Raw genomic sequence first — 25,745 nt, 5'->3', positions numbered from 1 at the left:
AACATCAATCATCGTAACAAAAGGCAGGCCGGAGCAACTTCGGTGCTGCCTTTTTTGATATACCCGAGGATAGATGAGCATGGATGATGGGGGTTGTGTGAGGGCATAATTGCGTGCTATAATTGGACCGATCGGTCGGTCTAGAGGAGGGATAACCATTAAGGGACGTTCAGATGGAGAAGAAACGAAGAGCCGGATTCTGGAGCATGCCTCCAGTTTATTTGCGCAAAAGGGCTACGGCGCTGTAAGCATGAACGAGGTCTGCACAGCCGCGAAGGTCAGCAAGGGCAGTCTGTATCACCATTTTCCGGGCAAGGATGAATTGTTCCTGTACGTGGTGGAGGTGGATACCCAGAATTGGCTCAATGAGTGGGAGGAGCTGCAGAGCGGGATTAGCGGAACGGAGGCCCGCCTATACGCGCTGGGGGATCACTATGCAAAAGATATCCAGAATCCGCTGATTCATGCCCTGGAGGAATACGGCAGATCCCATACGCTCTCGGAGGAGATCAGCGAGCGCCTTTCACATATTTTCGAATCGGTAACAGACGCCTGCCGTGTGCTGCTGCAGGAGGGGATGGATTCCGGTTACTTGATCCGTGGTGACCTGGATAAGTATGTGATCACGCTTAGCGCTATGCTGGAGGGGATCAGCCGGGTCCATGAGATCACAGGCCGGACCGATACCCCGGAGACGATCAGGGCATACTACCGTGCGGGAATTCAGATCCTGCTTCAGGGGATAGGGTCCGGGAAGATGGAGCAATGAATAGAGATAATTGATGAATTAGAACTAGAGCATATAGCAAGGCTCTGGGATATACGGAGGGAAACACCATGTCATTACTGTTAAAAAACCGGGGAGCGATGCTGCTCCTGATGATGAATATCTTTTTGGCGTTCACGGGGATTGGTCTGGTTGTGCCTATTATGCCTACCTATATGAACGAGCTGGGCATCGGCGGGAGTGTGGTCGGACTGCTGGTGGCAGCCTTCTCGCTGACACAGCTGCTGGTCTCGCCCTTCGCCGGAAGACTGTCGGATAAGATGGGCCGCAAAAAAATCATTGTCGGCGGGCTGGCCGTATTCGCCTTCTCGGAGCTTCTGTTCGGTCTGGCTAATGCCTCCTGGGTGCTGTTCGTATCCAGAATGCTTGGCGGTATCGGTGCCGCGATGATCATGCCTGCGGTTATGGCTTATGTGGCAGACACCACTACCTCGGAGGAGCGGGCCAAGGGCATGGGCTTCATCAACGCAGCCATTACCACCGGCTTCATCATCGGGCCGGGAATCGGCGGCTATCTTGCGGAGCTGGGCATTCGCGTCCCTTTCTTCGTCGCTGCGGGAGCGGCCGCCATCGTTGCGGTTATTACCCTGCTGGTTCTGCCGGAATCGCGTTCAGCGGAGCTGCGGGAAGAAGCAAGAACGATGGAAGGTAATAATGATAGTCTAATCATGCAGCTCATGCGCTCGTATCGCGAGCCTTATTTTTTCGGATTAATTATTGTATTCGTGCTGTCCTTCGGTCTGGCCAATTATGAGACGGTATTCGGACTGTTCGTAGATCATAAATTCGCGTTCACCCCTAAGGATATTGCGTTTGTCCTGACATTCGGCTCCATTGCCGGGGCGGTGGTGCAGATTACCGCATTCAGCTGGATTCTGAACAAATTCGGGGAGAGCCGGGTCATTTCCGTGTGCCTGCTGATTGCGGGCCTGTCGATTCTCCTGACACTGTTCGTGCATGGCTTCGTAGCGATTGTTTCTGTGACCTTTGTTGTTTTTCTGGCTATGGATATTCTTCGCCCGGCTGTCGGCACCCAGCTCTCCAAGATGGCAGATGATTCGCAGCAGGGCCTGGTGATGGGGATGAATTCTGCTTATACGAGCCTTGGCAACATTGCCGGCCCGATTGTGGCGGGGGTTCTGTTCGACCTGGATATCAATTTTCCTTATGCGGTGGCTGCGCTGGTCTTGTTCATCAGCTTCATGTTGTCGGTTGGCTATGCCCGGCGGAGAAGAAGCAAGCAGGTTACTGCGGTGCGCTAGTATCCGGAGCATGAATAGAATAACGGACTTATGATTATGATTGCGGCTGTGCTATCCCGGTGGGGACGGTGCAGCCGCTTCTTCTTGTGTACGGGGTAAACTTTGGTCCTGCGGCAAACTGTGATAGTATTTCAGTAGAGAGCTATGAACTCAGACTGTGTATAGAAAGAGGGATCTACTTGAGCGTTGATACGAATCAGGCGGCGAAGGCGGCGGAAGATGCCGCTGCCCGTCAGGAGCAGGAACTGATACTTGCAGCGATTGCGAAGGAGCTGAGCATCAGTCTGAAGCAGGTAAGAACTACGGTGGGGCTGCTCGATGAGGGCAACACCATTCCGTTCATCGCCAGATACCGCAAGGAAATGACCGGGGAGCTGGACGAGAATGTCCTCCGCGATGTCGAAGAACGTCTCGGATATCTGCGTAACCTCGGTGACCGCAAGAAGGATGTGATCCGCAGCATCGAGGAGCAGGGCAAGCTTACGCCTGAGCTGCAGGCGAGCATCATGAAGGCGGTGAAGCTGCAGGAAGTGGAGGATCTGTACCGTCCGTTCAAGCAGAAGCGCAAGACGCGGGCCAGTGTCGCCAAGGAACGTGGACTTGAACCGCTGGCGGATTGGGTGATGGAGCAGAGACGCCAAGGGGTTCCGCTGGAAGAGGCTGCGAAGTATATCGATGCGGACCGGGGTGTGGAGAGTGCCGAGCTGGCGCTGCAAGGGGCGATGGATATCATTGCCGAGAATATTGCCGATGATCCGGCGATCCGTTCCTGGGTACGCCAGTATACAGCGAGTCAGGGGATTCTGGTCTCTGAGGCCAAGGATGCCCAGCAGGAAAGTGTATACGAGAATTATTATGCGTACCGGGAGCCTGTGCACCGGATCCCGCCGCACCGTATTCTCGCAATCAACCGCGGGGAGCGGGAGAATATCCTCAAGGTCGGTATCGAGGTGGTGCCGGACAAGATCCATGCATTCATCATCCGTAAGCTGGTGAAGGGACCTTCGCCGGTCAAGGAGCTGCTGGAAGCGGTGACCGAGGATGCCTACAAGCGGCTGATTGCCCCTTCTGTTGAGCGCGAGGTGCGCGGAGAGATGACAGAGAAGGGGGAGACGCAGGCGATCTCCATCTTCTCGGGCAATCTGCGCAGCCTGCTGCTGCAGCCGCCGGTGAAGGGACGCCATGTTCTGGGCGTCGACCCGGCCTACCGCACCGGCTGCAAGCTGGCCGTCGTGGACGATACCGGCAAGCTGCTGGAGATAGCGGTCACGTATCCGACGCCGCCGAACAACAAGAAGCGTGAGGCGGCGGCCAAGTTCAAGGAGCTGATCGCCAAATATGGCATCCAGCTCATCGTGATCGGCAACGGCACCGGCTCGCGGGAGACGGAGCAGTTCACGGCCGAGGTGATTGCCGAGGTCGGCGACCCTGACCTGGCCTACCTGATCGTTAACGAGGCAGGGGCCAGTGTGTATTCGGCCTCCAAGCTGGCGCAGGAGGAGTTCCCGGATCTGGATGTGGCGGAGCGCAGCGCCGCCTCCATCGCCCGCCGCGTGCAGGACCCGCTCGCGGAGCTGGTCAAGATCGACCCGAAGGCCATCGGTGTCGGGCAGTACCAGCACGATGTGTCGCAGAAGCATCTCGAAGAGAGCCTGAGGGGCGTCGTGGAGTCGGCGGTTAACCATGTCGGCGTCGACGTGAATACCGCTTCGGCCTCGCTGCTCTCCTATGTGGCAGGAGTGAATACGACGATTGCCAAGAATATTGTGAAGTTCCGCGAGGAGAACGGCAAGTTCACTACGCGCAAGGCACTGCAGAAGGTGCCGCGCCTGGGCGCGAAATCCTACGAGCAGTGCATCGGGTTCCTGCGTATCCCCGGAGGGGACAATACGCTGGACCGCACGCCGATCCACCCGGAATCCTACGCGGTGGTGGACCGGTTGTTCCGCGAGCTGGGGCTGGATGTGAAGCAGCTCGGCAGCAAGGAGGTTGCAGAGCAGCTAAGTGCTCTGGATGCGGAGGAACTGGCGGTGAAGCTTGCGGTGGGCGTGCCCACGCTGCGTGACATCATGGAGAGTCTTCAGCGTCCGGGCCGCGACCCCCGCGAGGAGCTGCCGCTGCCCATCTTCCGCAAGGATGTGCTGAAGATGGAAGACCTGTTGCCCGGCATGGAGATGCAGGGCACGGTGCGCAACGTAATCGACTTCGGCGCCTTCGTTGACATCGGGATCAAGAACGACGGGCTGGTCCATATCTCCCAGCTTAGCGGCAGCTATGTGAAGCATCCGATGGACGTGGTCTCCGTCGGTGACAATGTCACCGTATGGGTGCTGGGCGTGGATGTGAAGAAGGGCCGCGTCAGCCTGACGATGCGCCAGCCGCGTGAGGCTGCGGGCAGCGGGGAATAGAGGAAGAGGACGTTATGGACTCAGAGGGCCTTATTTTGCTGAAATCGGCGTTTTGCGGATCGTTTGCGGACTCAGGAGCCGTTAATACAGGCTTCGGAGCCTGTAATTAGGAGTGACAGCCTCATTAACGTCTTCTGAGTCCGTTTAGGCCGACAAAAGAGGCATTTCATTGCCAATAACGGCATCCTGGTCCGCAAAGACCGGAGGCTCAAAAACAAGCTGTGCTTTCCTTCATCAGGATGGCACAGTTTTTTTGCGAAATGGAGCTTATGAATTTGAGCTGGAGATTCACCTCGGCAGTATAAAACAACTATAGTCATTCAAGAACGGAAGCCCCATGACCGGCAGTGGTATGATGGACAGAAACAGAAGGTGGCGGATGGGAATTGAGCAACAGAGTGATCCGGCAGTTTGAAGAGAGGGATATGGCGGCGCTTGGCGCGATGTACGAGCAGGTGTCGGCGCAGGAGGATGTGCTGTTCTGGTGGGTGGGGGATGCGGATAATTGGGAGAATGTCTTCTGTGCTTTTGAAGGGGAGCAGATGGTGGCCAAGGGCCAGCTGCAGCTCTTTAATGTGGTGCCACCGGGACGCGCGGCAGAGAGTAAACATAAGATGTTCGTGAATTTGAAGACATGGCCCGGACGGGAAAAGGATATGGAGCTGCGGGACAGTGTCTACGCCCTTCTGCTGGAACGGGCACAGGTGCTGAAGCGTACGCTGCCCCCGGAATATGGAACGATCCTGTGCACAGGCAATTATGCGGCGGAGGAGAGCAGCCATGCTTATTTCGCAGAGCATCTTGGTTACCTGCCGGATAGCTGCTTGTATACACTTCAGCGCGACCTTCGTGAACCTATCCATGCGGTGGAACTGGAGGAGGGTCTTGAATTAACTAGTTCGCCTATGGATTCACCGGAGCAGCGGGCAGCTTATCTGGAGCTGGAGGCAGAGATCTGGCCGGAGACCCCGCTCGGAATGGAGCGTCTGCTGGAATATCAGGAGCATCCGCTCTGGACATGGATGGTTGTGCGGGATGCAGGCCGGGTGGCGGGCAGTCTGATGGTCTGGCAGGAAGAGGAGCTTGGCATCATTGAGGATGTATTTGTCTGCAAGCCCTGGAGAAGAAGAGGCATTGCCAAGGCGCTGCTGAATCATGCGTTAATGTATCTTCAGGAGAAGGGTCTGGAGCAGGCGCATCTGGTCGCATTGACCACGAATGATTCTGCACTATCCCTGTACCATTCAGCCGGTTTCCAGACTGGGCGTCAGGAGATCCGATACGCTAAGGAGCTGGGCTAACGAACGACTCCCAGATTCATACACACTGTGAAAATCACATATCACAAAAAGCGCACCAGCCAAATATCCGGCGGTGCGCTCTTTGTGGTGATCTAGTTAGGTGGAGGCTGTTACTTTATGACTCTGGAAGCAGCAGAGGTTGCCGAGCCTGGTACAGCTTGGGCAACTGCGGTATAGCCTTCGGGCAGATAGGTGACGGCGGTGCCTGCCGAGATGACCTGCGGGTTCATGGACCCGGGCTTCGGTGAGGTTACCTTGAAGTAGATCACTGCGGTCCGGTCAGCGCCGAACTCAATCCGCTCAATGACCAGGCCATATCCCGGGTTCGGCAGATTGGATACGGTCACCGTAGCTTTGTTGACACCGGCAGCGGCTTTATCCAGTGTAACAGCGGCATCGTATGTGCCGGACGGAGCCGCGATGTTCTCATCCATCATAATCACTTCCTTCACGAATTTGGCCGCATCGTAGACCAGGACGGCAGCTTCTGCACGGGTAACCGCCTCGTTCGGACGGAAGGTGTTGTTCTTCTCCAGCGTGACCAGTCCGGTGTTAATCAGAATCTGCAGGCTGTTCATCTCTGAGGCGGACAGCTTGCCGCCGTCCGTAATGTTGGCATACATCTCCGTATACGCGAAATCTCCTTTGTTCTGTAGCGCTTGAAGCAGCAATTGTGCGAACTGGACCCGTGTCATCACAGCATTAGGATCAATAGACCGCTCCAGCGGCAAGCCGCTTTCTTTGGCCTCCAGGAAGGCGGAGGCATACCATGCCTTATTACTAACCTTGTCAAAATAATCGCCGGCTGTCTTGCCGGAGGTGTCCTGCGCCGAGAGCTTCAGGCCGCTCACAATGAGCTGGAGCCCTTGCGCATAAGTCAGTTTGGCCTTCGGGGCGAACTTGTCGCTGGTCACTCCGTTAAGGATGCCCTCCTGATGAAGTGCATTGATTTTGGCTTCCGCAGCGTGGCCCTTCAGATCTGAGAAAGCGGAAGCCGGTGCCCCGATCGCTAAGGTTGCCGCCAGAATGCTGCAGGCCAGCGAGATTTTGGCCGTGCGCATCCGGGTTAATGTATTCTTCATTGTACATCACCTCGTATCCTCTTAGATGGGATTCAGGAGCAAAAGGTTGCAGCCCATCACTCCATAGATGGAATTATTATTCTCTAACCCCGCAGCGGTGATTCGCCGGAGGTCCAAACAATTCATCATGTGTCAATTTTCACCTACCGAAAGTCGAATCTTCGCCTGAATTCAGCTCCTCTTGCAGCTAAAAAGGTCAATATACGATGATTAAAAGGTAATATACGGTGAGACAGGGTGCGGAAGAAAAATTATAATAATGATAACGCTTTCGTGAAAAAGAGGGGGGTAATCAAATGAGAAAAAAGAGTATTCTGTCCTTGGTCTTGGCAGGTTGTCTGGCCGGACTATCACTCGCAGGCTGCAGCAGTAAAGGGAACAGCCCGGATGCGGGAAATGACAGCAGCAACACGCCGGAGGGGAAGACGAAGCTGAAGGCGATTATCGTGAAGCATTCACTGACCAAAGATGTCATGCAAATGAAATGGCTCGCTGAAATAGAAGAGAAGGCGAATGTCGAAATTGAATGGCAGCAAATCTCTGCGGACTGGGATCAGAAGAAAAGCGCCCTGTTTGCCAGCGGTGAAATTCCGGATTTGCTGTTCAATGCGACCTCTAACTCCGATTTTGTACAATTCAACGGGTTGTTCGAGGATCTGGGCCCGCTGATTGAGCAGGACGCTCCTAATATTCAAAAGATGTTCAACGAGCACCCGGAATTGAAAACGCTTGCTACACAGATCGACGGGAAGCTCTACGGCACTCCGCGTTATAAGGGCATCTGGCCCGGCTCCACCGCCTCGATGTTCATTAACAAAACCTGGCTCGACAATCTCGGCCTTCAGGTCCCTACGACCTGGGATGAGCTGGAGACTGTGCTGCTTGCCTTCCGCGAGGGAGACCCGAATCAGAACGGGGACAAGACGGATGAGATTCCAATGGACTTCAACCCGATCGGCTGGGATTTCACACCGAAGCTGCTGCTGGGCAGCCTTGGGCTGCCTCTGTCCAACGGGGCGAGCGACGGCTACTTCACCGAAGGGGCGCAGGTTAAGAATTTCTATGTAGATGAACGGTTCAAGACACTCATGCAATTCCTGCAGAAGCTGTACAGCCAGAACCTGATCAGCAAGGAAGTGGTCACGCAGGATTACTCCAAATACCAGTCCGTTGCCCGCGGGAATGGATCTACGGCCAAAGTCGGATTCACCTGGGGCTGGGAGACAGGAGACCGCTTCGGCAATGAGCTGAAGGATCAATATGTTACCCTGCCGCAGCTGAAGCAGCATGCAGATTCTACGAATGAGCTGTACTGGAGCAATGACTACTACTACCAGAATTACGGCTCTAATGCGGTGTCGGTCAGTGCCCGCTCCAAGAATAAGGAAGCTGCGATGCGGTTCATTGATGCTTTTTATGAGCCGGTTGTCAGCTTGCAGGTACTGTTCGGCGGGATGAATGACACGGATAAGGGAATCAAGGATAACGGGGATGGCACGTATGCGATTCTTCCTCCGGCGGATGCATCCCTCGACCCGGGCTCATGGAAATGGACGAATTCGTTCGCCGATAACGGCCCGATGTACATTGCCGATGCACTGAAGGACAAGGTGACGCTTGGGTCCGATATGCAGAATGTGCTGAAGGAGAAGGCCGTCTATGATGAGCTGCTGAATAAGGCGGACGAGAAGAGCAATGTCTATCCGCAGAACTTCATGAAGTACAGCACGGAGGACACCAACACCCTGGCAATGAATCAGGCGAACGTCAATAATATCACGGATCAAAAGTGGGCGAACTGGCTGACCACCAAGGTTGATATTGAGAAGGAGTGGGCTGCGTATGTCGCCTCCGTCAATAGCTCCGGCCTGGAGCAGAATCTGCAAATCCGCCAAAAGGCTTATGACGAATACCTCTCGACCTTGAAATAGTGGACTTGAATGGAAGGGGCGCTCCCAAATGAAACCAGCACAGACCACGGTGCCGCATCAGACGCTGCGGGGGAACGGATGGCTGCGTAAGCATGCAGGGCATGCTCAGCTATGGCTGATGGTGCTTCCTGCGGTCATATATATCGCCATTTTCTGCTATGGTCCGATGTACGGCATCCAGCTTGCTTTTCGTGAATTTGATTTCAGCAAAGGACTGACGGGCGGGGAATGGGCCGGGCTCAAATATTTCGAGCAGTATTTCAACAGCCCGATGTTCTGGCCTACGCTGCGAAATACGTTTATCATTGCGTTTTTCTCCATCCTGCTGGGCTTCCCGATGCCGATTCTGCTGGCGCTGGTGGTTAACTCGATCCGCAGCAACAGACGCAAGCGTATCCTGCAGACTACGGTGTATATGCCTTACTTCATTTCTACTGTTGTTCTGGTTGCGTTACTGCAGATTATGCTGTCTCCTACCACCGGGCTGATCGACGGCTTCCTGAAGGCCTTGCACCTGATCCCTGCGGATACGAATCTCATAGGTGACCCTGGCGCCTTCGTTCCGGTGTATGTCATCTCTGCCATCTGGCAGGCCTGCGGCTGGAACAGCATTATCTTCATCGCCGCCCTGTCCTCGGTGGATGCACAGCAGTATGACGCCGCCCGGATTGACGGGGCTAACCGCTGGCAGACCGTCTGGCACGTGGAGATTCCGGCCATCCTGCCGACCATTATTATTTTATTGATTATGAATATGGGCAGCATACTCAGTGTAGGCTTCGAGAAGACTTTTCTTATGCAAAATAGTCTCAACAAGCCCGTCTCGGAGGTCATCTCCACGTATGTCTTCAATGTGGGCGTGAAATCCAACCAGTTCAGCTTCGGTTCAGCGGTCGGACTATTCAATACCCTGATCAACTTCACGTTCCTGATGCTGGCGAATGCACTGGCCAAAAAAACTTCAAAAATCAGTCTGATGTAAGGAGGAAATGGGATGTCAAACAGTCAAGCCGCTCATTCGCAAACGATCAGGCATTCGGGCGGCATCGCAGACAGGCTGTACACGCTGGTGGTTGCGGTCATAAGCATCGCAGCGTTTATCATGGTCGCGTACCCGCTGTATTTCATCATCATAGCTTCCGTCAGCAACTCCACCATGGTGAATCAGGGACAGGTTATTCTATGGCCTAAGGACATTAACCTGTATGGCTATGAGCAGATATTCAAGGACACCCGGATCTGGCAGGGGTATAAAAATACGATTATTTACACGGTGCTGGGTACGCTGCTCAATCTGCTGGTCACGCTCCCTGCGGCGTATGCCTTGTCCCAGCGGAAATTCCGGGCACGCAGGTTCATTATGCCGCTGTTTGTGATCACGATGTATTTTGGCGGGGGCATGATTCCTACCTATCTGCTGATCCGTGACCTGAATCTGTTGAATACGCCCTGGGTAATGATTGTGAACGGTGCCATTAGTGTATACAATCTGATTATTACAAGAACCTTCTTCGAGACCGCTATCCCGGAGGAGCTGCACGAAGCGGCTACCCTGGATGGCTGCTCGCACTTCCGTTATTTCATCTCGGTGGTGGTTCCGCTGTCCAAGGCAGTGATCTCCGTCATCACGCTCTATTATGTGGTGGGTCACTGGAACGACTTCTTCAACGCCTTGCTCTATATCAATACGGATAGCTTACAGCCGCTGCAGATCGTCCTGCGCAATATTTTGTTATCCAATCAGGCGTTCGCGGGCGGAGCCGGATCAGGTGCCGGGGCCGGTGCGGGCAGCTATGCCCAGCAGTTCGCGGATCAGATCAAATATGCAGTCATTATCGTATCGACGGTGCCGGTGCTGATTATCTATCCGTTTATCCAGAAGTACTTCGAGAAGGGCGTAATGATCGGTGCGGTGAAGGGCTGAGCGTATAGCTGACGCTGCGGGCAGCATCCGGTGGGCCGGGAGGGAGGGAACCTCAGTGAAAAAAAGTCTTGAACTGCTCGATTCCATCGGCGAACCTGTATCTCAAGATATGAAGGAAAAGCTTATTCATGGCAGCAGACAATTCCGCATGAGTGTGCATGTAACCAAGGTACCTTCCATGAATAATCTGGTGCTGTATTCCCACTGGCATGAAGAGCTGGAGCTGCTGTTCATGATCAAGGGCACGGCCAAGTTCCATGTGGGGCAGGAGAAGCTGGTCGTCCAGAGCGGAGAGGCGGTCTTCATTCAGCCTAATATGCTGCATTCGGCGATCCGGGTGGATCAGGAGGAGATTATGTTCTGCGCGGTGCTGGTGCATTTCAATTTCCTCTCGAGCCTGGAGAATGACCAGATTCAGCAGCAGTATATCTTCCCGCTCTTCCTCGACAACCGGCGTTATCCGCTGCTGATCGGGCGGGAGCTGGAGGAGAAGCTGCGGCTGATTCCACTGCTGGAGGAGGTGCGGGATCTCTATCAGCAGGAGACGCACGGCTATGAGATGCTAATTAAGGCCAGGCTGTTCGAGGTGCTGTACCGGCTGGAAAAGTATGCGGCTGAGCATCCGCAGGCAGGACTGCCCGGGCAGTCCCGGGGCGGCAACAGCTCGATGCTGGCCAAAAAAACGCTGGCCTACGTCCAGCAGAACTACAATAAACGGATCACGCTCTCCGACATGGCGCAGCAGGTCAACATGAGCCCATCTTACTTTTGCCGGTTCATGAAGAAGCAGTTCGATCTGTCCCCGATGGACTTCCTGAACGAATACCGGATCTCGGAGGCGGTCAGCCTGCTGGAGACCACAGATAAGAAGATCATGGAGATCTCCGGCATGACCGGCTTCAGCAACGTGAACCGGTTCACGGAGATGTTCAAGAAAACCTACGGCTGCCGCCCGATGGATTACCGGAACAGGCTGCGGCAGAGTAAATAGCTTGGACTAGAAGAAAAAGCAGCCCCTATCGCAGGGACTGCTTTTCTTTGTGCTGTGGCTTGTGAACCGGAAGAGAGTCCGTGTTACTTGGCTGCCTCAGATGGCTCAAGCCAGCGCGAACCCATTACAGGCTCAGCCGTTGCAGTGTAGCCTGCGGGCAGGTATGTGGATACCGAGCCTTTGGTGATCACTTGCGGATACATTTTATCCGGGTCAGGCAGGGTTACCTTGAAGTAGATTACCGCCTTAGTGGCGCTGGTGAACTCGATACGCTCTACCGCGAGACCGTAGCCGGGGTTCGGCAGATTGTCAACGGTGATGGTGGCTTTGTTAACGCCTTCAGCGACTTTGTCCAGGACTACATCAGAGACGTAATTGTTAGCCGGAACCGGCTCCGGCTCAGAAGGCTCATTGCCCGGATTGTTCGGCGTAATCACCCGGTCGGCGAATTCAGCGGCATCATGGATCATGACCGCAGCTTCAGCGCGGGTAATCGCATCGGACGGACGGAATTTTCCGTTATCCAGTGTGAGCACCTTCGTGTTCAGCAGCACCTGCAGGCTGTAATTAACCTCTGGAGTAAGTTTATCGCCATCCTCGATCATGAAGAACATCTTGGTCACCGGGAAATTGCCCTTGCTCTGCAAGGCTTGGGTCAATAAATGGGCGAATTCTGCACGGGTCATCGGTGCATTCGGGTTGATATCCTTTGCCAGTGTCAGGCCGCTCTGCTTCGCAAGGGCGAAGGAGGAGGCGTACCAGGCATTATCTTTTACATTGTCAAAAAGCTGGCTGGCCTTAGTACTGCTGTCGGAACCGGCTTTCGGTGCAAGCGCCAATCCTTTTACCAGGAACTGTACGGCTTGCGCATTCGTCACTTTGGCATTGGGAGCAAACAGGTCGTTCGTAATTCCGTTAATTACACCAGCGCTATGCAGTGTATTGATCTTGGTTTCGGCTGAATTTCCCTTGAGGTCCGAAAAGGCAAATGCGGACGCTCCGAACGATAAGCTGGCAGCCAGGATTCCGCACGCGATGCTCATTTTTTTTGCGTGCTTCGTTAGATTAGTTGGTTTCATTGTGCATCACCTCTATATACTCAGATGGTTCTTTACGGCGAAAGGTTGCAGTTGTCCGGAAAATAATACGAAAAAACTTAGGACAACGGGGTAAACCGGGTGGTCCACAGGTACAATTTATTTTGCGGATCGGTAAATCCTCTTTTATTCTGATCCAGGGCTGCGATTCTCTTCATCTCTTCGTCCGACAAGGAGAAATCAAACAGCTCCAGATTCTGTTTCAGCCTTGCAGGAGTAACGGACTTCGGAATTACAGCGATATCCCGCTCAAGGTTCCATCTCAGGATGACTTGCGCCGCAGTTTTATCATATTTGGCTGCCATTTCGGTGAGTACAGGGTGGGCAAGCATCTCCGAGTTACCGTGTCCAAAAGGGCTCCACGCGACATGCTGGATACCGTGCCCCCTCATATAATCATGAAGCGACCCTTGCTGGAGCAGCGGGTTCGTCTGAATTTGATTCACTGCGGGGACAATCGTCCCCTGCTTCATGACCTTGTCCAGATGTTCCGGCTCAAAATTGGATACCCCGATCGCCCGGATCTTGCCCTCCTTGTATAAAGACTCCAGGATGTGCCAGCTTTCCAGATAGTGCTTGGCGGGCCAGTGGATCAGGTAGAGGTCAACATAATCCGTTTGGAGTTTTTGAAGACTGGCTTCAAAGGCTTTACGGGTCTTTCGCCCCAGGTCCGTGCTCCATACTTTGGTCGTAATAAAGAGCTCGCTTCGAGGTACACCCGATTTCTGAATAGCCCTGGCTATCAGCTCCTCGTTGCGGTAAGCTGCTGCCGTATCCAGATGCCGGTACCCGTTCTGAAGCGCCCATACTAGAGCGTCTTCATTATTGTCTTTGATGTTATACACACCCAGACCCACCTTCGGCATCTGGACTCCGTTATTCAAAATGAAATGTTCCATTTAGCATCTTCCTTTCTTTTTGAGTTCGTATAACCAGCCCTCTTGGTCAACGATTATAGCATAAGAAGGCAACTAATCATCATTGGGAAAGAAAATCGAGACGGATGCACTTCGTAGGATTTTGACGGGATGCTCTTTTCCGCTGTCGCACTCCATATAATAATCAGGCTTGCATTCCCAAATATGAACCCATATAATTAAACCGAACAGTCGGTTTTTTTGTAGGAGGGATGAAATGAGTACACCAAAAGGTTCAGTAAAGCGGAGTATGATCCTAGACCAGGCGTTGGAGCTTTTTGTGCAGAAGGGATATGCCGCCACCTCGATGGAGGATATCGTCAAGCACACCGGGGTCAGCAAGGGCAGCATTTATTACCATTTTTCCAGCAAAGATGATTTGTTTGTGAGTATGGTCGAAAAAATCAACCGCGAATGGGTGGAGGAGTGGTCTGAGATTCGCCGCCAATTTCCGGAGGTTGGAAGCAGACTAATGGGAGCAAGCTTGCATTTTGTGAACAGCTTCCAGAGTCCTCTGACGAAGGTGGCTGAAGAGTTCTCCATGAATATGCAGGAGGGTTACCAGGAGATACATCAGCGGCTGATTGAGATCTCAATGGTGCAGATTGAAGTATTTACCGAGATCTTCCGGGAGGGGATGGAGCAGCAGGTTTTTACTATGGCGGACTCGAGCCGGCTGGCTGTGTTATTCACCAGTATGTTAAGCGGCTTGACGCTGTATCCCCAAGTGTTCCCCAAAGACGGGATGCACCAGCATACGCAAGAAGCGGTGGCTCTGTTATTAGAGGGAATTAAGAAGAAATGAATGAAGCGCAGCCTGTTCGAGTCGTTGAACCGCAGTTCTCGGGCAGGCCCGCTTCATTTGAGAATTATTAAACCGAACGGTCAGTTTTATCGAAAAAGGAGGTAATACGATGAAAGAATTGTTGCGAAATCGGGTATTCCTGCTGGTAATGGCCTCAGATGTGCTGCAGCAGGTGGGGATTTGGGTGCGGAATATGGCTTTGCTCTATTATGTGGTGCAGCAGACGCAGGGTGACCCGGTGGCTGTGTCCTTGCTTACGGTGGTGGAATACGCGCCGATTTTCTTATTTTCCCTGGTGGGCGGTGTGCTGGCTGACCGCTGGCGCCCTAAGCGCACCATGATCTGGGGCGATGTTCTAAGCTTTCTCTCCATTGTGCCAATTTTATTTGTGGTGGCATGGGGATACTGGCAGGCGGTTTTTATTGTGGCGATGATCTCCGCGATTGTGTCGCAGTTCTCCCAGCCATCCTCGGCCAAATTGCTTAAAACCCATGTTCCTGAACAAGAGCTGACGGCTGCCATGGCGATGACCCAGATGGTCAGCTCGCTGTTTATCATTCTGGGTCCCATCCTCGGCACCTTTGTTTACTACACCTTCGGAGTTATGGTTTCCTTGAGCAGCCTGCTGGTAATCTTTGCGCTTTCCGCTTGTTTTTTGCTCTTCCTGCCGGATTCACCGCGCTCCATGGAAAGGTTGTCAGTGCAGGCTGTGGTCAACGATTTACGCGGCGGACTGCTCTACCTGCGGGAACATGCCAACTTGAAAGTGTTGATGGTCATGTTTGGCGTCCTTGCTCTGGGAGCCGGTCTGACCGCTCCGCTTGACATCTTTCTGGTTACGGAGCGGCTGGGATTGGCAGAAGCAGACTTGCAGTGGTTTACCGCCTTGTCCGGCTTGGGCCTCCTGATCGGGGCAATAATCGCCGCCAGCCTGTCCGGTCGCCTTAAGGGCAAAGGGGTGGTTTTCGCCGGTTTGATTTTACTCGGGGCGGGGACAATGATTGAAGTATGGTCGGTCTGGCCCATTCTAACAGGCGGGATGCGGCTGATTACCGGTCTGTTCCTGGCTTTGACGCAGACTGTAATTGGCACGTATATGCTGACTTTGGTTCGGGCTGAATATATCGGACGGATTAATGGCCTCATCACTCCAATTTTTACCGGGTGCACGCTGATCGGGACAGGACTTTCTGGTATGCTGGTGGCGCAAAGCTCGCTTATCTTTGTCTATATGCTATCTGGTTTGATTTTGATGCTGGCGGCCTTGGTAGCGCTTCGTCTACGCTTCGACAACCCTGCAGCTAAACAGGCAGAGGGGGGAGAAACAGCGGGGAAGTAATGCAGATAGAGGGTTGTCCGTAAAACAGAGGACCGTAGCGAAAATGCGCGGCCCTTTTTTGTTCATTTTTCAAGTAAGAAGCTATGATATTTTTCCTTTTATATCCCAAAAAATACTATATTATAGAAAATGTAATCTTTGTGAAACCGGTAGTATTTGAGAAGAATGGGATTGGAGAGAAGTTCATGCGTGTTGCGCTGGTGTGTTGTGCAGATTCCACAGAGCCTTGTGAGGATTGCAGGTTTAAGAATGTTCATTCCTTTTTTGCACAGGTGTACGGTTGTAAGGTATTGCATTTCAAGGAGCTTGATGCGCTGGTCGATATTGTGAAGGAGGGCCTCCGGCTCGATGGTGTAATCATTAGCACCCCTGACTTCAACCCGGGATTCATTCATAAGATGCAGTATCTGCAGCAGATGCATACGCTGAGAATATTCTTCATTGTGGAGGAGATCAGCGCTCACGGCAACCCTGTCCCCTTTCCTTCCAATCATATCTACATCAGCAGCTTCGAGCGCTACGGCTTCCAGGAGGAATTGTTCAGCCGGTTGCGCTGCTGGTTCGACGAAGGACTGGACCCTTATACACATCGCACCAGACAAATCAAGGATATCGCCCTTCATCTACACTCCAAATCCCTGAAGGTCGGAGAATTCGTCATTGAGCTTACCTGTAAAGAATTCGAACTCCTGGACCTGCTGCTGGAATGCCAAGGCCAGTACATCCCCACCGAGCAGATTCTGCACCAGCTGTGGGACAGGTATACATCCCCTGAGATTGTAAGGCAGTACGTATACAAGCTGAGGCACAAAATCGAGATCATCTCCGGACGAAGCGACGTCATCCTGTTTCGCCGGGGGATCGGATATTCGGTGAACCCATTGATCTGACAGAGTTCTGTCAGGTCTTTTTTTTGTGCCCCGGGAAACACATAGATTGCACTCTTCCGTATCCTCCCATAAATCAACAATAACTGTAAATTAACGCAAGCTTAACAGCCGGGTTATGTCTCCTTCCGGGCTTAGGCGTTACGATGTCATTAATACGAATGGGGAGGCATATGGAGTGGCAACGATTCAGAACAGTATCTGGATTCACGCAGACCGGATCACCGTATTTGAGCGGACGAATGATATTGCGCACTGGACAGATTTATTCACGGAATATAAGGAAACGAGGGTGCTGGAGCAAGGGGAGGCCTACATCCGGTTTGAGCTGACGACACATCCCGAGGGGAACCGCCCTTCACGCACATGGGAATCAGAACGCTGGCTGGATCGGCCGAACTTCCGGATTACGGCCAGACGCCTTGCGCCGCTGCTGCCGTTCAAGCATATGAATCTCGAATGGCTCTATGAGGAGCAGGACGAAGGGACGTATATGACCTGGATTCAGGAATTCGAGGTAGATCCGGCAAGCGGGCTGACCGGGGAGCAGGTGGAAGCGCATCTGAACCGCACGACCAAGGAACAGATGGCAGCGATCAAGCACAATATCGAGAAGCAAACGGTTCGGAGCTGAGGGCTTACATGGAGAATGTGACAAGAAAAAGAGTCGTGATCACCGGCATGGGGCTGCTTACCCCGCTGGGGAATACGCCGGAGCAGTTCTGGAGGAACAGCCTGCAGGGCAAGGTGGGATATGACCGTTTGCAGGGCTATGAGCATATGGCGCTCAAAAGCCGCGTTACCGGCACCATACCGCAGTTCGAGCATTTGGGCCGGACGGCTGATGAAGCGCAGCGGGCAGGCATGGGGCGGCCGGGTATTCTGGCGGTCAACGCCGCGATAAGGGCGGTTGCCGATGCGGGGCTTGTGTTCACGAAGGAGCTGCGGGAGCGTTCCGGGGTCTGCATCGCCAATGCGATTGCCGACACCCCGTTCTCGGAGCAGACCTTCCTGCGGATGACGGAGGGCGGGCAGGGACCGATTGATCATGGACTCTGTCAGGAGGATTTGTACCGCAAAGGCATGTTCTCTTATATTGCCTTCGAAGTGGCGCATGAGTTCGGGCTTCAGGGAGAGGCACTGGTCATGTCCACAGGCTGCACGGGCGGCATTGATGCTGTCGGATATGGCTATGAGTCGATTATAGCCGGGGAACATGACGTCATGATCTGCGGCGCAGCGGAAGCACCGGTCAGCTCGATGACTATTTCCTCCTTCGATGCCATCGGTGCGTTAACCTCCAAGTTCAACGATGATCCGCAGCGGGCTTCGAGACCTTTTGAGAAGAACCGCAGCGGCTTCGTTCTCAGCGAAGGCTGTGCTGTTGTGGTGCTGGAGGAGCTTGAGCATGCGCTCCGGCGGATGGCGCCGATCTATGGGGAGGTGACCGGATTCGCCAGTACGAATAACGCTTTTCATATGACCGATCTGCCGCAGGACGGAGATGCGCTCAGTCTGACGATGAACGAGGCGCTGGGCAACGCGGGCCTGACAGCGGAGGACATTCAATATATCAACGCACATGGAAGCTCGACTCCGCAGAATGATGCTTTTGAGACCGCGGCTTATAAAAGAACGTTCGGAGAGCTCGCCTACTCCATCCCGATCAGCTCCACGAAATCGATGGTAGGCCATCCGCTCTCGGCAGCGAGTGCCATTGAGATTGTACACTGCCTGCTGGCCTTGAACGAGGGCTATATCCCGCCAACCGCTAACCTGGACGAGCCGGACCCGGCCTGTGATTTGAATTATGTGCCGAAAGAGGCGATCCAGCGCGACCTGTACCATATTCTGACCAATGCCAGCGGATTCTCCGGGATTCACTCCGCGATGATTCTGGCCGCGAACGAATACAGCAACCGGGCAGGCAAGCTTCAGACTGAACAATGGATGTGCAGCCTATGAAGAATACAGTATTCGTAACTGGAGTAGGGATGGTGGGGCCGTGCGGGAATAGTGCCGGGACCTTCTGGGAAGGACTCCTGAGCGGCCGTAATTATATGACTCCGCTCCAGCTTGAGGGTACGACTGGTACCGCGCCTCCCTTCGCTGGACAAGTCCGCGGGATGGAGCCGGAGCGGGTCATCTCGAAGCGTCTGCTCAAGAAATGCTCCCGCTTCTCTGTCATGTCGATTCTGGCTGCGAAGGATGCCATGGATGATGCGCACTGGGAGCTTGATCAGATGAGCCGCGAGCGGATCGGTATCTTCGTCGGCAACAACTCGGGCGGCTGGGAGAGTGCGCGCAATGGCCTGCGTGTCCTCCATACCGAGGGGGCACCCTTCATTGACCCGAATCTGGCGAGCAACTGGTTCCCGGCGGCGGCACAAGGGCATATGTCCCTGGCCTTCGATATCAGGGGCTACAGCAAGACGGTGATCGCCGACCGGAGCAGCGGGCTGCTCGCCATTGCGTATGCGGCCAGAGCCATCCGCAGCGGGATCATCGATGCGGCGATTGTGGGCGGAGCCGAGACGCCGCTTGATCCGTGGGCGCTGTCCTTCTATAACACGGAGGGGCTGCTGAATCTGAGTGCGGACCGCCCGCAGACGGCATACCGGCCGTTCGTGGAGGGACGCAGCGGACTGGCCCTGGCTGAAGGAGCCGCATTCCTCTGCCTCGAATCAGAGCGCAGCCTTCAGAAGCGCGAGGCGTCCCGCCGGGTACGGGCGAGCATCCAGGGCTTCGGCTTCACGAATGACGGCCAGGCCGCCGCCCCGCCTGAGGAAAGTATAGCGCAGTGTGCCAGGGCGATCCGGCTGGCGATCGGACATTCGGAGACGCAGCCGGAGAGAATCGGCTATCTGTCGCTGGATGGGGCCGCCTCCGCCCGCGAAGACGGAATTGAATGCTCGGCCATTCAGGAGGTGTTCGGCAGTAGCACAGAAGCCAAGTGGGCGGGCTGCCCCAAGACCGTCTTCGGCAACACGATTGGAGCGGCAGGGGCGTTCGATGTCGCACTGAGCGTGCTGGCTATGAATCACGGGGAGCTGCCCGGCCTTCCGTATCTGGCAGAATCCGTTCAGGACAATGGCTTGAACTTCGTGCCGGGGATCAGCCGCCGGACCGCTGTGGAGTCTTCGCTGATTCTGTCCAGAGGGAGGGGGGGTGTCTCTTCGGCACTGGTTGTGAACAAGGAAGAGCTGTGAACCGTGAATTGTAAAGCAAGAAGCGTAAGGCCCATTAACTCTAAAGGAAGGGTGTATCTATTGGTATTCGAGAAGGTAAAAGCAATCATTGAGGATATTGGCATTGAGGATGAGATTATCGAATCATCGCGGCTCTATGACGATTTGGCCCTGGATTCAACAGAGCTGGCGCTGGTCTCTACAGCACTTGCGAAGGCGTTTGGCATCTTCATTGAGAGTAGGGTGCTTAAGACTTATTCTGTAGCCCAAGTGATCGAAGCCGTTGCCTTGAAGGCATGATCAGAGGGATCGGCATGGATCTGGTCAGTATCAGCTTCGTGGAGCAGATGCTGGCCAAGTGCGGTGAACTCTTCATCCAGCAGTACTATTCAATGGAAGAAAGGGAACTGTTCGCCTGTAAAAAAAGACATGCGGAACAGTTCCTGGCCGGCAGATTCGCCGCCAAAGAAGCGCTGCTGAAGGCCTTCGGCACCGGAATGAACTGTGAGCTGGACTGGAATGAGCTGGAGTTCCTCAACCTTCCCAGCGGCCAGCCCTATCTGGTCCGCAGCCGAAGACTGGAGTCTTATATACAGCAGCAGGAGAGCATCCACGTAAGCATTAGTCATCACGGTGATTATGCTGCTGCATTCATCATTATTGAGAGCAGTCAATGACTGTGAGGAGGACGAATCACATGAGCAACAACAAAATATTCACACTTTTGGCCATCAACATTCTGCTTGTATTCTCTATTATGGTCAGCATCTTCCCGATCGCACCCCTGATCAGCAGTGATCTCGGCATGACCTCCGGTGAGATTGGAACCATAGCGGGCATTGCCTCGCTGGTGATGACCTTTCTGTCCATTCCGTCCGGCGTGTTCGCAGACCGGTACGGGCGGAAGAAGATTATTATCGCCTCCATGGCATTATCGGCAGTGGCTGTATTTATGGTGGCTGCATCCCACGGAGTCCTGCTGTTCACGGCGGGGTGGCTGCTGTTCGGCTTCGCCAGAGGGTTCGTGTCCACGCCGATCTTCGCGGTGGTGATGGATGTGTGCAAGCCCGAGGAACGGGGCAGAGCAATGGGTATTGTGTCCGGGGCGATTGGCGCCGGGTCGGTGCTGGGGTATGTGGTGAGCGGGCTGCTGAGCAATTATTTCGGCTGGCATACCTCCTTCGCGGTGCTGGCTTCCCTGCTGCTGCTGTCCACGCTGGTTACTACGCTGCTGCTGCGGGAGACCGGAGTCAAGAATACAAGCCGGAGCATCGGGCAAGCCTTCAAAAGCTCCTTCAAATGGCTGGGCGTCCGCGAAATTCTGCTGGCAGGCATTGTGGGAACCCTGTGCTTCATGGTGGGTGTCTTCACTACCTTCCTGGTGCCGTTCGCGGCTAAGGAACAGGATATCTCCCTGGTGCTGCTCAGCTTGCTGTTCATTCCGTATGAAGCGGTAGCCTCGTTCGGGGCGGTCTTCATCGGATGGATCTCGGATAAGGTAGGCAGACATGCGCCCCTGATCTGGGCCCAGTCGATCTGCGTGGGAGCGCTCGTGCTGCTGTATGCACTGGACTTCAACCCCTGGCTGCTGACCTTCGGCTATGCCCTGATCGGGCTTACGGAAGGGCCGATTATTACCCTGGTCAACACGATTATTACGGATAAGGTCATTAAGATTAATCCGATGGAGATGGGCGCGGCCTTAGGAACCTTCCGGACCCTTCAGGGAGTCGGGATTGCGCTGGGGTCCACGCTTGGCGGATTCTTCTACAGCCGGATTGGAACGCATCCCAGCTATCTGGTGGCCGCCGGGCTGATGGTGCTGACGATTCTGATCTCGCTGAGTCTGGGCAAAAAGGAAGAAGCAGGTGTCACCGAATATAAATCTGCGGGATAAGGGGGTGCAGTATGAATCAGGTCTACACGAGAACAGTGGTCCATATGGATGAAGTGCCGGTGGTTCATTCCAGAGGAGGACAGATGCGCGTGCTGGCGAGTCCGGCGACTGTCGGGTCCACCCAGCTGATCATGGGCCATGTCCTGCTCCAGCCGGGAGAAGAGATTAAGGAGCATCTCCATGATTACGGCGAAGAGAATGTCTATGTCGTCCGGGGACGGGGAACGGCGTTCATCGAGGATATTCCGCATGCCATCCGGGAGAATAGCCTGTTCATTGCGCGGAGGGGTGAGCGGCACCGGGTAGTCAATGAGGGTCCGGGCGAGCTGGAGCTGGTCTTCGCTACAGCGCCGCTGGCCCCGAGGCCGGAGATTGGGCACAGAGAGGTCTGACCTCCCTTCTAGGCAATACCAATTCTAAGCAAAGTGGTGAGAAGACAAACGTGAAGAGTGAGCTTGTGATTGTAGATACCCATGCCCATTTCGCCGTCAAGGAGAATAAGAGCCGGGAGCTTAGTCTGGCCGCGGCCGGGACCATCCCGGATTACAAGAAGCAGAAGGGCTTCGATGACCTGCAATATTTGAAGAAAATGGTGGGCGCTGACGGAAACGGCTTCGTGGACGAGAACAATATGCTGGAGGATTACCTCGCCTGTATGGACGAAAACCAGATTGCCATGAGCTGGGTCCATCAGCTGAGCTTCGAGGATGTCTACGGCTATGAGGTGCTGTCCAATGAGAAAATCGCCGAGGCGGTCCGCGCCCACCCCGACAAGCTGCGCGGCTTCGCCAGCGTCAATCCCTATAAGGGGAAGGAAGCGCTGGCGGAGCTGGATTATGCCATTAAGACGCTGGGCATGCAGGGCTTCAAGCTGAACCCCAATGATTACGGCGGCTTCGTCCTGAATGACCGGGATTTGCTGTATCCGCTGTATGAGCGGTGCAGCGAGCTGGGCGTTCCGGTAAGCGTGCATACCGGGATTACGCCGGGCAGTATTTTTCGTATGAAGCATAATTACCCGATTCTGCTCGATGATGTGGCTGTGGATTTTCCCGACCTGACCCTGATTGTGGAGCATATGGGCCATCCCTGGAATGACCTGTGCTATTACATGGTCGGCCGACACGACAATATGTATGTGACGATCACGGCGGTAGCCAATATTCTGATTCACAATAACCCGAAGGTATTCCGGATGGAGCTGGCCAAGATGATCTCGGTCTGCGGCAGCCACAAGATCCTCTGGGGCTCGGACTGGACGGTTACTCCGAACATCGCCGAGGTGCTGAATTACATGCAAAAGGTAGTGATCCCGCTGCCCATGAAGCTGATGATGGGGGTGAAGGAGATCAAGCGGGAGGATGTCCAGAACATCCTGGGACGCAACGCACTCAGAATTATAAAGTAGGTGAGAACTTTGGCAGTTCAGTTCATTGATTTAAGCGTGCCTATGGAGCAGAATCCGGGCGAACTGGCCCCGTACGGGTTCGAGCAGACCGGCCATCAGGAGGGGGCGGACCGCTTCGCCCGCCAATTCGACGGGAGCCGGAAGGACTTCCCGGGCGAAGAGTTCCTGAACATGGAGATGATCACCGCGTCCACCCATACCGGAACCCACTTCGATGCCCCCCTGCACTTCGGCTCCAAGAGTGAGGGAGAGCCTGCAGCATCCATTGACGAGGTGCCGCTGGAGTGGTGCTTCGGCGACGGGGTGGTACTGGATTTCACCCATATCCAGGCGGGTGAGGCTATTGAGAAGCGGGATATTGAGCAGGCGCTTGAGCGGATCGGTTACCAGCTGAAGCCGCTGGATATTGTACTGATCCGGACAGGTGCGGACCGGCACTGGGGAACCCCCCGGTATCTTACGGATTATCCGGGCATGAGCAGGGAGGCTACGGCGTTCCTGACCGGTCAAGGTATCAGACTGATGGGCATCGACAGCTACGGGTTCGACCGTCCGTTCAAGCATATGATCAGTGATTATAAGCGGACCGGGGATAACGCCTATCTGTTCCCCGCTCACTTCTGGGGCAGAGAACAGACATATTGTCACATGGAACGGCTGGCGAATCTGGACCGGATTCCGGTACCGTACGGGTTCAAGGTGGCATGCTTTCCGATCAAGATCAGGCAGGCCGGTGCGTCCTGGGTACGGGCAGTAGCGATTATCGAGTAGCGCATTTCAGTGCAAGTGAAACGAATCACATATTAGATGAGGAGGAATTAGGGATGAATTATGAGTTTGAGCTTAAGGTTACGGGCGTTAAGGGGCATTGCCGGGCAGGACATAAGGAAGGGGATATCATGAAGGTCTCCCCGCTGAACGCAGGCAATCTCTGCGGAACGGCCTTTCATGCGGTCTTCCCGATGCTGCTGGCGCTGAACATGGATGCGAAGCTGCCGTGGGACCCGGAGGGCAATATTGTACACTCGGCTTGCCCGGATATGCGCAACCAGATGACTATGGAAATCCGCCGCATCCCGGTGGAGCCGTCCGGAGATTCTCCATATGCAGGCCGGATGCTGCAATCCAAATGAAGGGAGACCGCTCCATATGAATAATGCGAAGTCATACGTTGAAATGTTCAAGGAGAGAGATTCGATCTGCGTCTCGCATTATCCGGTGCCTGTCTCACAGCACACAGAGCCTGAGGTCCGGTCGCTGATGGAGCTGGAACAGGTGAATACCAAGGATACGCCGGTAGCGCTGTATCTGCATATTCCCTTTTGCGATGCGACCTGCTCGTTCTGCCCCTTCAACCGTTATCTGAAGCGGCAGGATCAGGTGGACCGCTACCTGGCTGCTGTCCGGCAGGAGATGGACAGCTATGCAGCTACGCCGTTTGGCAGCAGTGTTACGGTCTCCTCCATTAATCTGGGCGGCGGGACACCCTCCTGCCTGTCCTCGGAGGAGCTGACCGGACTCCTGCAATACATGAAGCAGTCCTTCCGCGTGGAAGAGGAGGCCATGATCTTCATCGAAGGCAACCCCCGTAATTTCACGGCGGACAAGCTGGAGACCTTGGCTTTGCAGGGCCTCAACCGGATCAGCGTGGGCGTGCAGACCTTCCAGGAGGAGCTTGCCGAGGTACTGGGACTGTATCACAGTGTCGAGGATTCGTTCGCATTAGTGAAGAATGCGCGTAACAGCGGTATTGAGAATGTCGGCATTGATCTGATGTACAATCTGCCGGGCCAGACGCTGGATCAGTGGCGGGCGGATATTCTCACCTCCATCGAGCAGGAGATTGACCATATCTGTGTGATTTCCTTCTGTGTGGTGCCGCATACGCAGATCGCCTCGCGTATAGCGGACGGGAAGATTCCGGGCATCGGGGATGTCTACCGGGAGATTGAGCTGTATACCATCGCCAAGGAGATGCTGCTGGAAGCCGGGTATGAGCAGTACAGCGTGATTGATTTCGCCAAGCCGGGCAAGACGGACCGGCACGCCACCCTGTACTTCTCGGAGCAGGCGCATATGATCGGCATTGGCGCGGCTGCTTTTGGCATCATTAACGGCTACATGTATATCAACAGCGGCAATCTGAATGAATATATGACCCGCGTGCAGGACGGGCTGCTGCCGGTCAATTGCGGGGAGAAGGCCGACGAGCGGGAGCTGGCGCACGGGGCCATGGCCAAGGGGCTGCGGATGCTGTCCGTGAACCGTGCCGGGTTCGTGAAGATGTTCGGGCAGGAGCCGGTGCAGCTGTTCCCGGAGACGATAGAGCGTCTGGTGCAGGACGGGCTGCTGATTCAGGATGCGGAAGGGATTCGGCTGACTGAGGACGGCATTATATGGGGCAACAATGTGAGTAAGCAATTTTTCTCCGCCAAATATGCGGATTACGGGCTTCAACACCGGATGAAGCTGGCCAAGGGACGCCCGGTGCAATCGGTACAATCGGTTCAATCATAAGGAG

Annotated in this window: 25 protein-coding genes; 22 read left to right on the top strand and 3 right to left on the bottom strand. The window is 54.5% G+C overall.

From position 1 onward, the window contains the following. Positions 1-109 precede the first annotated feature (109 nt). The 4 genes from NSS64_RS22900 to NSS64_RS22885 all read left to right on the top strand — a co-directional run bounded on the left by NSS64_RS22900 (position 110) and on the right by NSS64_RS22885 (position 5,758). Positions 110-769, top strand: a complete 660-nt coding sequence (locus NSS64_RS22900) for a TetR/AcrR family transcriptional regulator (protein ID WP_341141635.1) — start codon at positions 110-112, stop codon at positions 767-769. Between the two features lie 68 nt (positions 770-837). Further along, a complete protein-coding gene (locus NSS64_RS22895) occupies positions 838-2,049 on the top strand; it encodes an MFS transporter (RefSeq protein ID WP_341141634.1) in 1,212 nt (403 codons plus the stop codon). Positions 2,050-2,294: 245 nt separating this feature from the next. Continuing rightward, entirely contained in the window at positions 2,295-4,457 is a 2,163-nt protein-coding gene (locus NSS64_RS22890) for a Tex family protein (RefSeq protein ID WP_341142883.1), read from the top strand. Positions 4,458-4,843: 386 nt separating this feature from the next. Next, positions 4,844-5,758: a GNAT family N-acetyltransferase gene (locus tag NSS64_RS22885; RefSeq protein ID WP_341141633.1), complete on the top strand. Its 915-nt coding sequence runs from the start codon at positions 4,844-4,846 to the stop codon at positions 5,756-5,758. Between the two features lie 110 nt (positions 5,759-5,868). Here the strand turns inward: NSS64_RS22885 and NSS64_RS22880 are convergent, their stop codons facing one another. Continuing rightward, a complete protein-coding gene (locus NSS64_RS22880) occupies positions 5,869-6,840 on the bottom strand; it encodes an S-layer homology domain-containing protein (RefSeq protein ID WP_341141632.1) in 972 nt (323 codons plus the stop codon). 296 nt (positions 6,841-7,136) lie between these two features. Between NSS64_RS22880 and NSS64_RS22875 the strand changes: the two genes are divergently transcribed. From NSS64_RS22875 to NSS64_RS22860, 4 genes are all read left to right on the top strand, one after another. Then, on the top strand, positions 7,137-8,771 hold the full coding sequence (locus tag NSS64_RS22875; RefSeq protein ID WP_341141631.1) for an ABC transporter substrate-binding protein: 1,635 nt from the start codon (positions 7,137-7,139) through the stop codon (positions 8,769-8,771). A 118-nt stretch (positions 8,772-8,889) separates the two neighbouring features. Then, positions 8,890-9,753 (top strand): ABC transporter permease, encoded by an 864-nt coding sequence (locus NSS64_RS22870; RefSeq protein ID WP_051493818.1) that lies wholly within the window; start codon positions 8,890-8,892, stop codon positions 9,751-9,753. A gap of 12 nt (positions 9,754-9,765) precedes the next feature. Continuing rightward, a complete protein-coding gene (locus NSS64_RS22865; protein WP_341141630.1) occupies positions 9,766-10,695 on the top strand; it encodes a carbohydrate ABC transporter permease in 930 nt (309 codons plus the stop codon). Positions 10,696-10,750: 55 nt separating this feature from the next. After that, positions 10,751-11,686 carry an AraC family transcriptional regulator gene (locus NSS64_RS22860; RefSeq protein WP_341141629.1) on the top strand — a complete coding sequence of 312 codons (936 nt, stop codon included), beginning with the start codon at positions 10,751-10,753 and terminating at the stop codon, positions 11,684-11,686. 83 nt (positions 11,687-11,769) lie between these two features. Here the strand turns inward: NSS64_RS22860 and NSS64_RS22855 are convergent, their stop codons facing one another. Both NSS64_RS22855 and NSS64_RS22850 read right to left on the bottom strand, forming a co-directional pair. Further along, positions 11,770-12,765 carry an S-layer homology domain-containing protein gene (locus NSS64_RS22855; protein ID WP_341141628.1) on the bottom strand — a complete coding sequence of 332 codons (996 nt, stop codon included), beginning with the start codon at positions 12,763-12,765 and terminating at the stop codon, positions 11,770-11,772. A gap of 77 nt (positions 12,766-12,842) precedes the next feature. Beyond that, positions 12,843-13,682, bottom strand: a complete 840-nt coding sequence (locus NSS64_RS22850; protein ID WP_341141627.1) for an aldo/keto reductase — start codon at positions 13,680-13,682, stop codon at positions 12,843-12,845. 235 nt (positions 13,683-13,917) lie between these two features. Between NSS64_RS22850 and NSS64_RS22845 the strand changes: the two genes are divergently transcribed. From NSS64_RS22845 to hemW, 14 genes are all read left to right on the top strand, one after another. Beyond that, positions 13,918-14,505, top strand: a complete 588-nt coding sequence (locus NSS64_RS22845) for a TetR/AcrR family transcriptional regulator (RefSeq protein WP_076079584.1) — start codon at positions 13,918-13,920, stop codon at positions 14,503-14,505. A 109-nt stretch (positions 14,506-14,614) separates the two neighbouring features. Then, positions 14,615-15,844: an MFS transporter gene (locus NSS64_RS22840; protein ID WP_341141626.1), complete on the top strand. Its 1,230-nt coding sequence runs from the start codon at positions 14,615-14,617 to the stop codon at positions 15,842-15,844. Between the two features lie 185 nt (positions 15,845-16,029). Further along, positions 16,030-16,734 (top strand): winged helix-turn-helix domain-containing protein, encoded by a 705-nt coding sequence (locus NSS64_RS22835; protein ID WP_341141625.1) that lies wholly within the window; start codon positions 16,030-16,032, stop codon positions 16,732-16,734. A 175-nt stretch (positions 16,735-16,909) separates the two neighbouring features. Further along, complete coding sequence (locus tag NSS64_RS22830) at positions 16,910-17,365, top strand: SRPBCC family protein (protein ID WP_341141624.1); 456 nt, start codon at positions 16,910-16,912, stop codon at positions 17,363-17,365. 8 nt (positions 17,366-17,373) lie between these two features. Continuing rightward, positions 17,374-18,696, top strand: a complete 1,323-nt coding sequence (locus NSS64_RS22825; protein WP_341141623.1) for a beta-ketoacyl-[acyl-carrier-protein] synthase family protein — start codon at positions 17,374-17,376, stop codon at positions 18,694-18,696. Beyond that, on the top strand, positions 18,693-19,940 hold the full coding sequence (locus tag NSS64_RS22820; protein WP_341141622.1) for a beta-ketoacyl-[acyl-carrier-protein] synthase family protein: 1,248 nt from the start codon (positions 18,693-18,695) through the stop codon (positions 19,938-19,940). The genes NSS64_RS22825 and NSS64_RS22820 overlap by 4 nt, the downstream gene beginning before the upstream one ends. 60 nt (positions 19,941-20,000) lie before the next feature. Next, entirely contained in the window at positions 20,001-20,219 is a 219-nt protein-coding gene (locus NSS64_RS22815) for a phosphopantetheine-binding protein (protein ID WP_036723283.1), read from the top strand. Next, entirely contained in the window at positions 20,216-20,596 is a 381-nt protein-coding gene (acpS, locus tag NSS64_RS22810; protein ID WP_340943567.1) for a holo-ACP synthase, read from the top strand. The genes NSS64_RS22815 and acpS overlap by 4 nt, the downstream gene beginning before the upstream one ends. 20 nt (positions 20,597-20,616) lie before the next feature. After that, positions 20,617-21,816 (top strand): MFS transporter, encoded by a 1,200-nt coding sequence (locus NSS64_RS22805; RefSeq protein WP_340943565.1) that lies wholly within the window; start codon positions 20,617-20,619, stop codon positions 21,814-21,816. An 11-nt stretch (positions 21,817-21,827) separates the two neighbouring features. Beyond that, the gene (locus tag NSS64_RS22800; RefSeq protein ID WP_340943563.1) at positions 21,828-22,208 is read left to right on the top strand and encodes a cupin domain-containing protein; all 381 of its coding nucleotides are present in this window, start codon (positions 21,828-21,830) and stop codon (positions 22,206-22,208) included. 50 nt (positions 22,209-22,258) lie between these two features. After that, positions 22,259-23,224 carry an amidohydrolase family protein gene (locus NSS64_RS22795; RefSeq protein ID WP_341141621.1) on the top strand — a complete coding sequence of 322 codons (966 nt, stop codon included), beginning with the start codon at positions 22,259-22,261 and terminating at the stop codon, positions 23,222-23,224. Between the two features lie 9 nt (positions 23,225-23,233). After that, complete coding sequence (locus tag NSS64_RS22790; RefSeq protein WP_341141620.1) at positions 23,234-23,995, top strand: cyclase family protein; 762 nt, start codon at positions 23,234-23,236, stop codon at positions 23,993-23,995. A 53-nt stretch (positions 23,996-24,048) separates the two neighbouring features. Further along, positions 24,049-24,357, top strand: coding sequence for a TIGR04076 family protein (locus tag NSS64_RS22785; protein ID WP_339254113.1), 309 nt, complete (start codon positions 24,049-24,051; stop codon positions 24,355-24,357). A 16-nt stretch (positions 24,358-24,373) separates the two neighbouring features. After that, on the top strand, positions 24,374-25,741 hold the full coding sequence (hemW, locus tag NSS64_RS22780) for a radical SAM family heme chaperone HemW (protein ID WP_341141619.1): 1,368 nt from the start codon (positions 24,374-24,376) through the stop codon (positions 25,739-25,741). Positions 25,742-25,745: the final 4 nt, after the last annotated feature.

Origin of the sequence: Paenibacillus sp. FSL H8-0122, assembly GCF_038005345.1 — a bacterium.
In the GTDB taxonomy this organism is placed as follows: domain Bacteria; phylum Bacillota; class Bacilli; order Paenibacillales; family Paenibacillaceae; genus Paenibacillus_AQ.
Note: the sequence above shows the minus strand (reverse complement) of the source record. Positions and strands in the feature narration are given on the sequence as shown.

Bases quoted from the DNA above. Each gene is read 5' to 3' on its own strand.
- NSS64_RS22895 (WP_341141634.1), top strand. From the start codon at position 838: ATGTCATTACTGTTAAAAAACCGGGGAGCGATGCTGCTCCTGATGATG.
- NSS64_RS22880 (WP_341141632.1), bottom strand. From the start codon at position 6,840: ATGAAGAATACATTAACCCGGATGCGCACGGCCAAAATCTCGCTGGCC.
- NSS64_RS22875 (WP_341141631.1), top strand. From the start codon at position 7,137: ATGAGAAAAAAGAGTATTCTGTCCTTGGTCTTGGCAGGTTGTCTGGCC.
- NSS64_RS22870 (WP_051493818.1), top strand. From the start codon at position 8,890: ATGGTGCTTCCTGCGGTCATATATATCGCCATTTTCTGCTATGGTCCG.
- NSS64_RS22865 (WP_341141630.1), top strand. From the start codon at position 9,766: ATGTCAAACAGTCAAGCCGCTCATTCGCAAACGATCAGGCATTCGGGC.
- NSS64_RS22855 (WP_341141628.1), bottom strand. From the start codon at position 12,765: ATGAAACCAACTAATCTAACGAAGCACGCAAAAAAAATGAGCATCGCG.
- NSS64_RS22850 (WP_341141627.1), bottom strand. From the start codon at position 13,682: ATGGAACATTTCATTTTGAATAACGGAGTCCAGATGCCGAAGGTGGGT.
- NSS64_RS22845 (WP_076079584.1), top strand. From the start codon at position 13,918: ATGAGTACACCAAAAGGTTCAGTAAAGCGGAGTATGATCCTAGACCAG.
- NSS64_RS22840 (WP_341141626.1), top strand. From the start codon at position 14,615: ATGAAAGAATTGTTGCGAAATCGGGTATTCCTGCTGGTAATGGCCTCA.
- NSS64_RS22835 (WP_341141625.1), top strand. From the start codon at position 16,030: ATGCGTGTTGCGCTGGTGTGTTGTGCAGATTCCACAGAGCCTTGTGAG.
- NSS64_RS22825 (WP_341141623.1), top strand. From the start codon at position 17,374: ATGGAGAATGTGACAAGAAAAAGAGTCGTGATCACCGGCATGGGGCTG.
- NSS64_RS22820 (WP_341141622.1), top strand. From the start codon at position 18,693: ATGAAGAATACAGTATTCGTAACTGGAGTAGGGATGGTGGGGCCGTGC.
- acpS (WP_340943567.1), top strand. From the start codon at position 20,216: ATGATCAGAGGGATCGGCATGGATCTGGTCAGTATCAGCTTCGTGGAG.
- NSS64_RS22805 (WP_340943565.1), top strand. From the start codon at position 20,617: ATGAGCAACAACAAAATATTCACACTTTTGGCCATCAACATTCTGCTT.
- NSS64_RS22800 (WP_340943563.1), top strand. From the start codon at position 21,828: ATGAATCAGGTCTACACGAGAACAGTGGTCCATATGGATGAAGTGCCG.
- NSS64_RS22785 (WP_339254113.1), top strand. From the start codon at position 24,049: ATGAATTATGAGTTTGAGCTTAAGGTTACGGGCGTTAAGGGGCATTGC.
- hemW (WP_341141619.1), top strand. From the start codon at position 24,374: ATGAATAATGCGAAGTCATACGTTGAAATGTTCAAGGAGAGAGATTCG.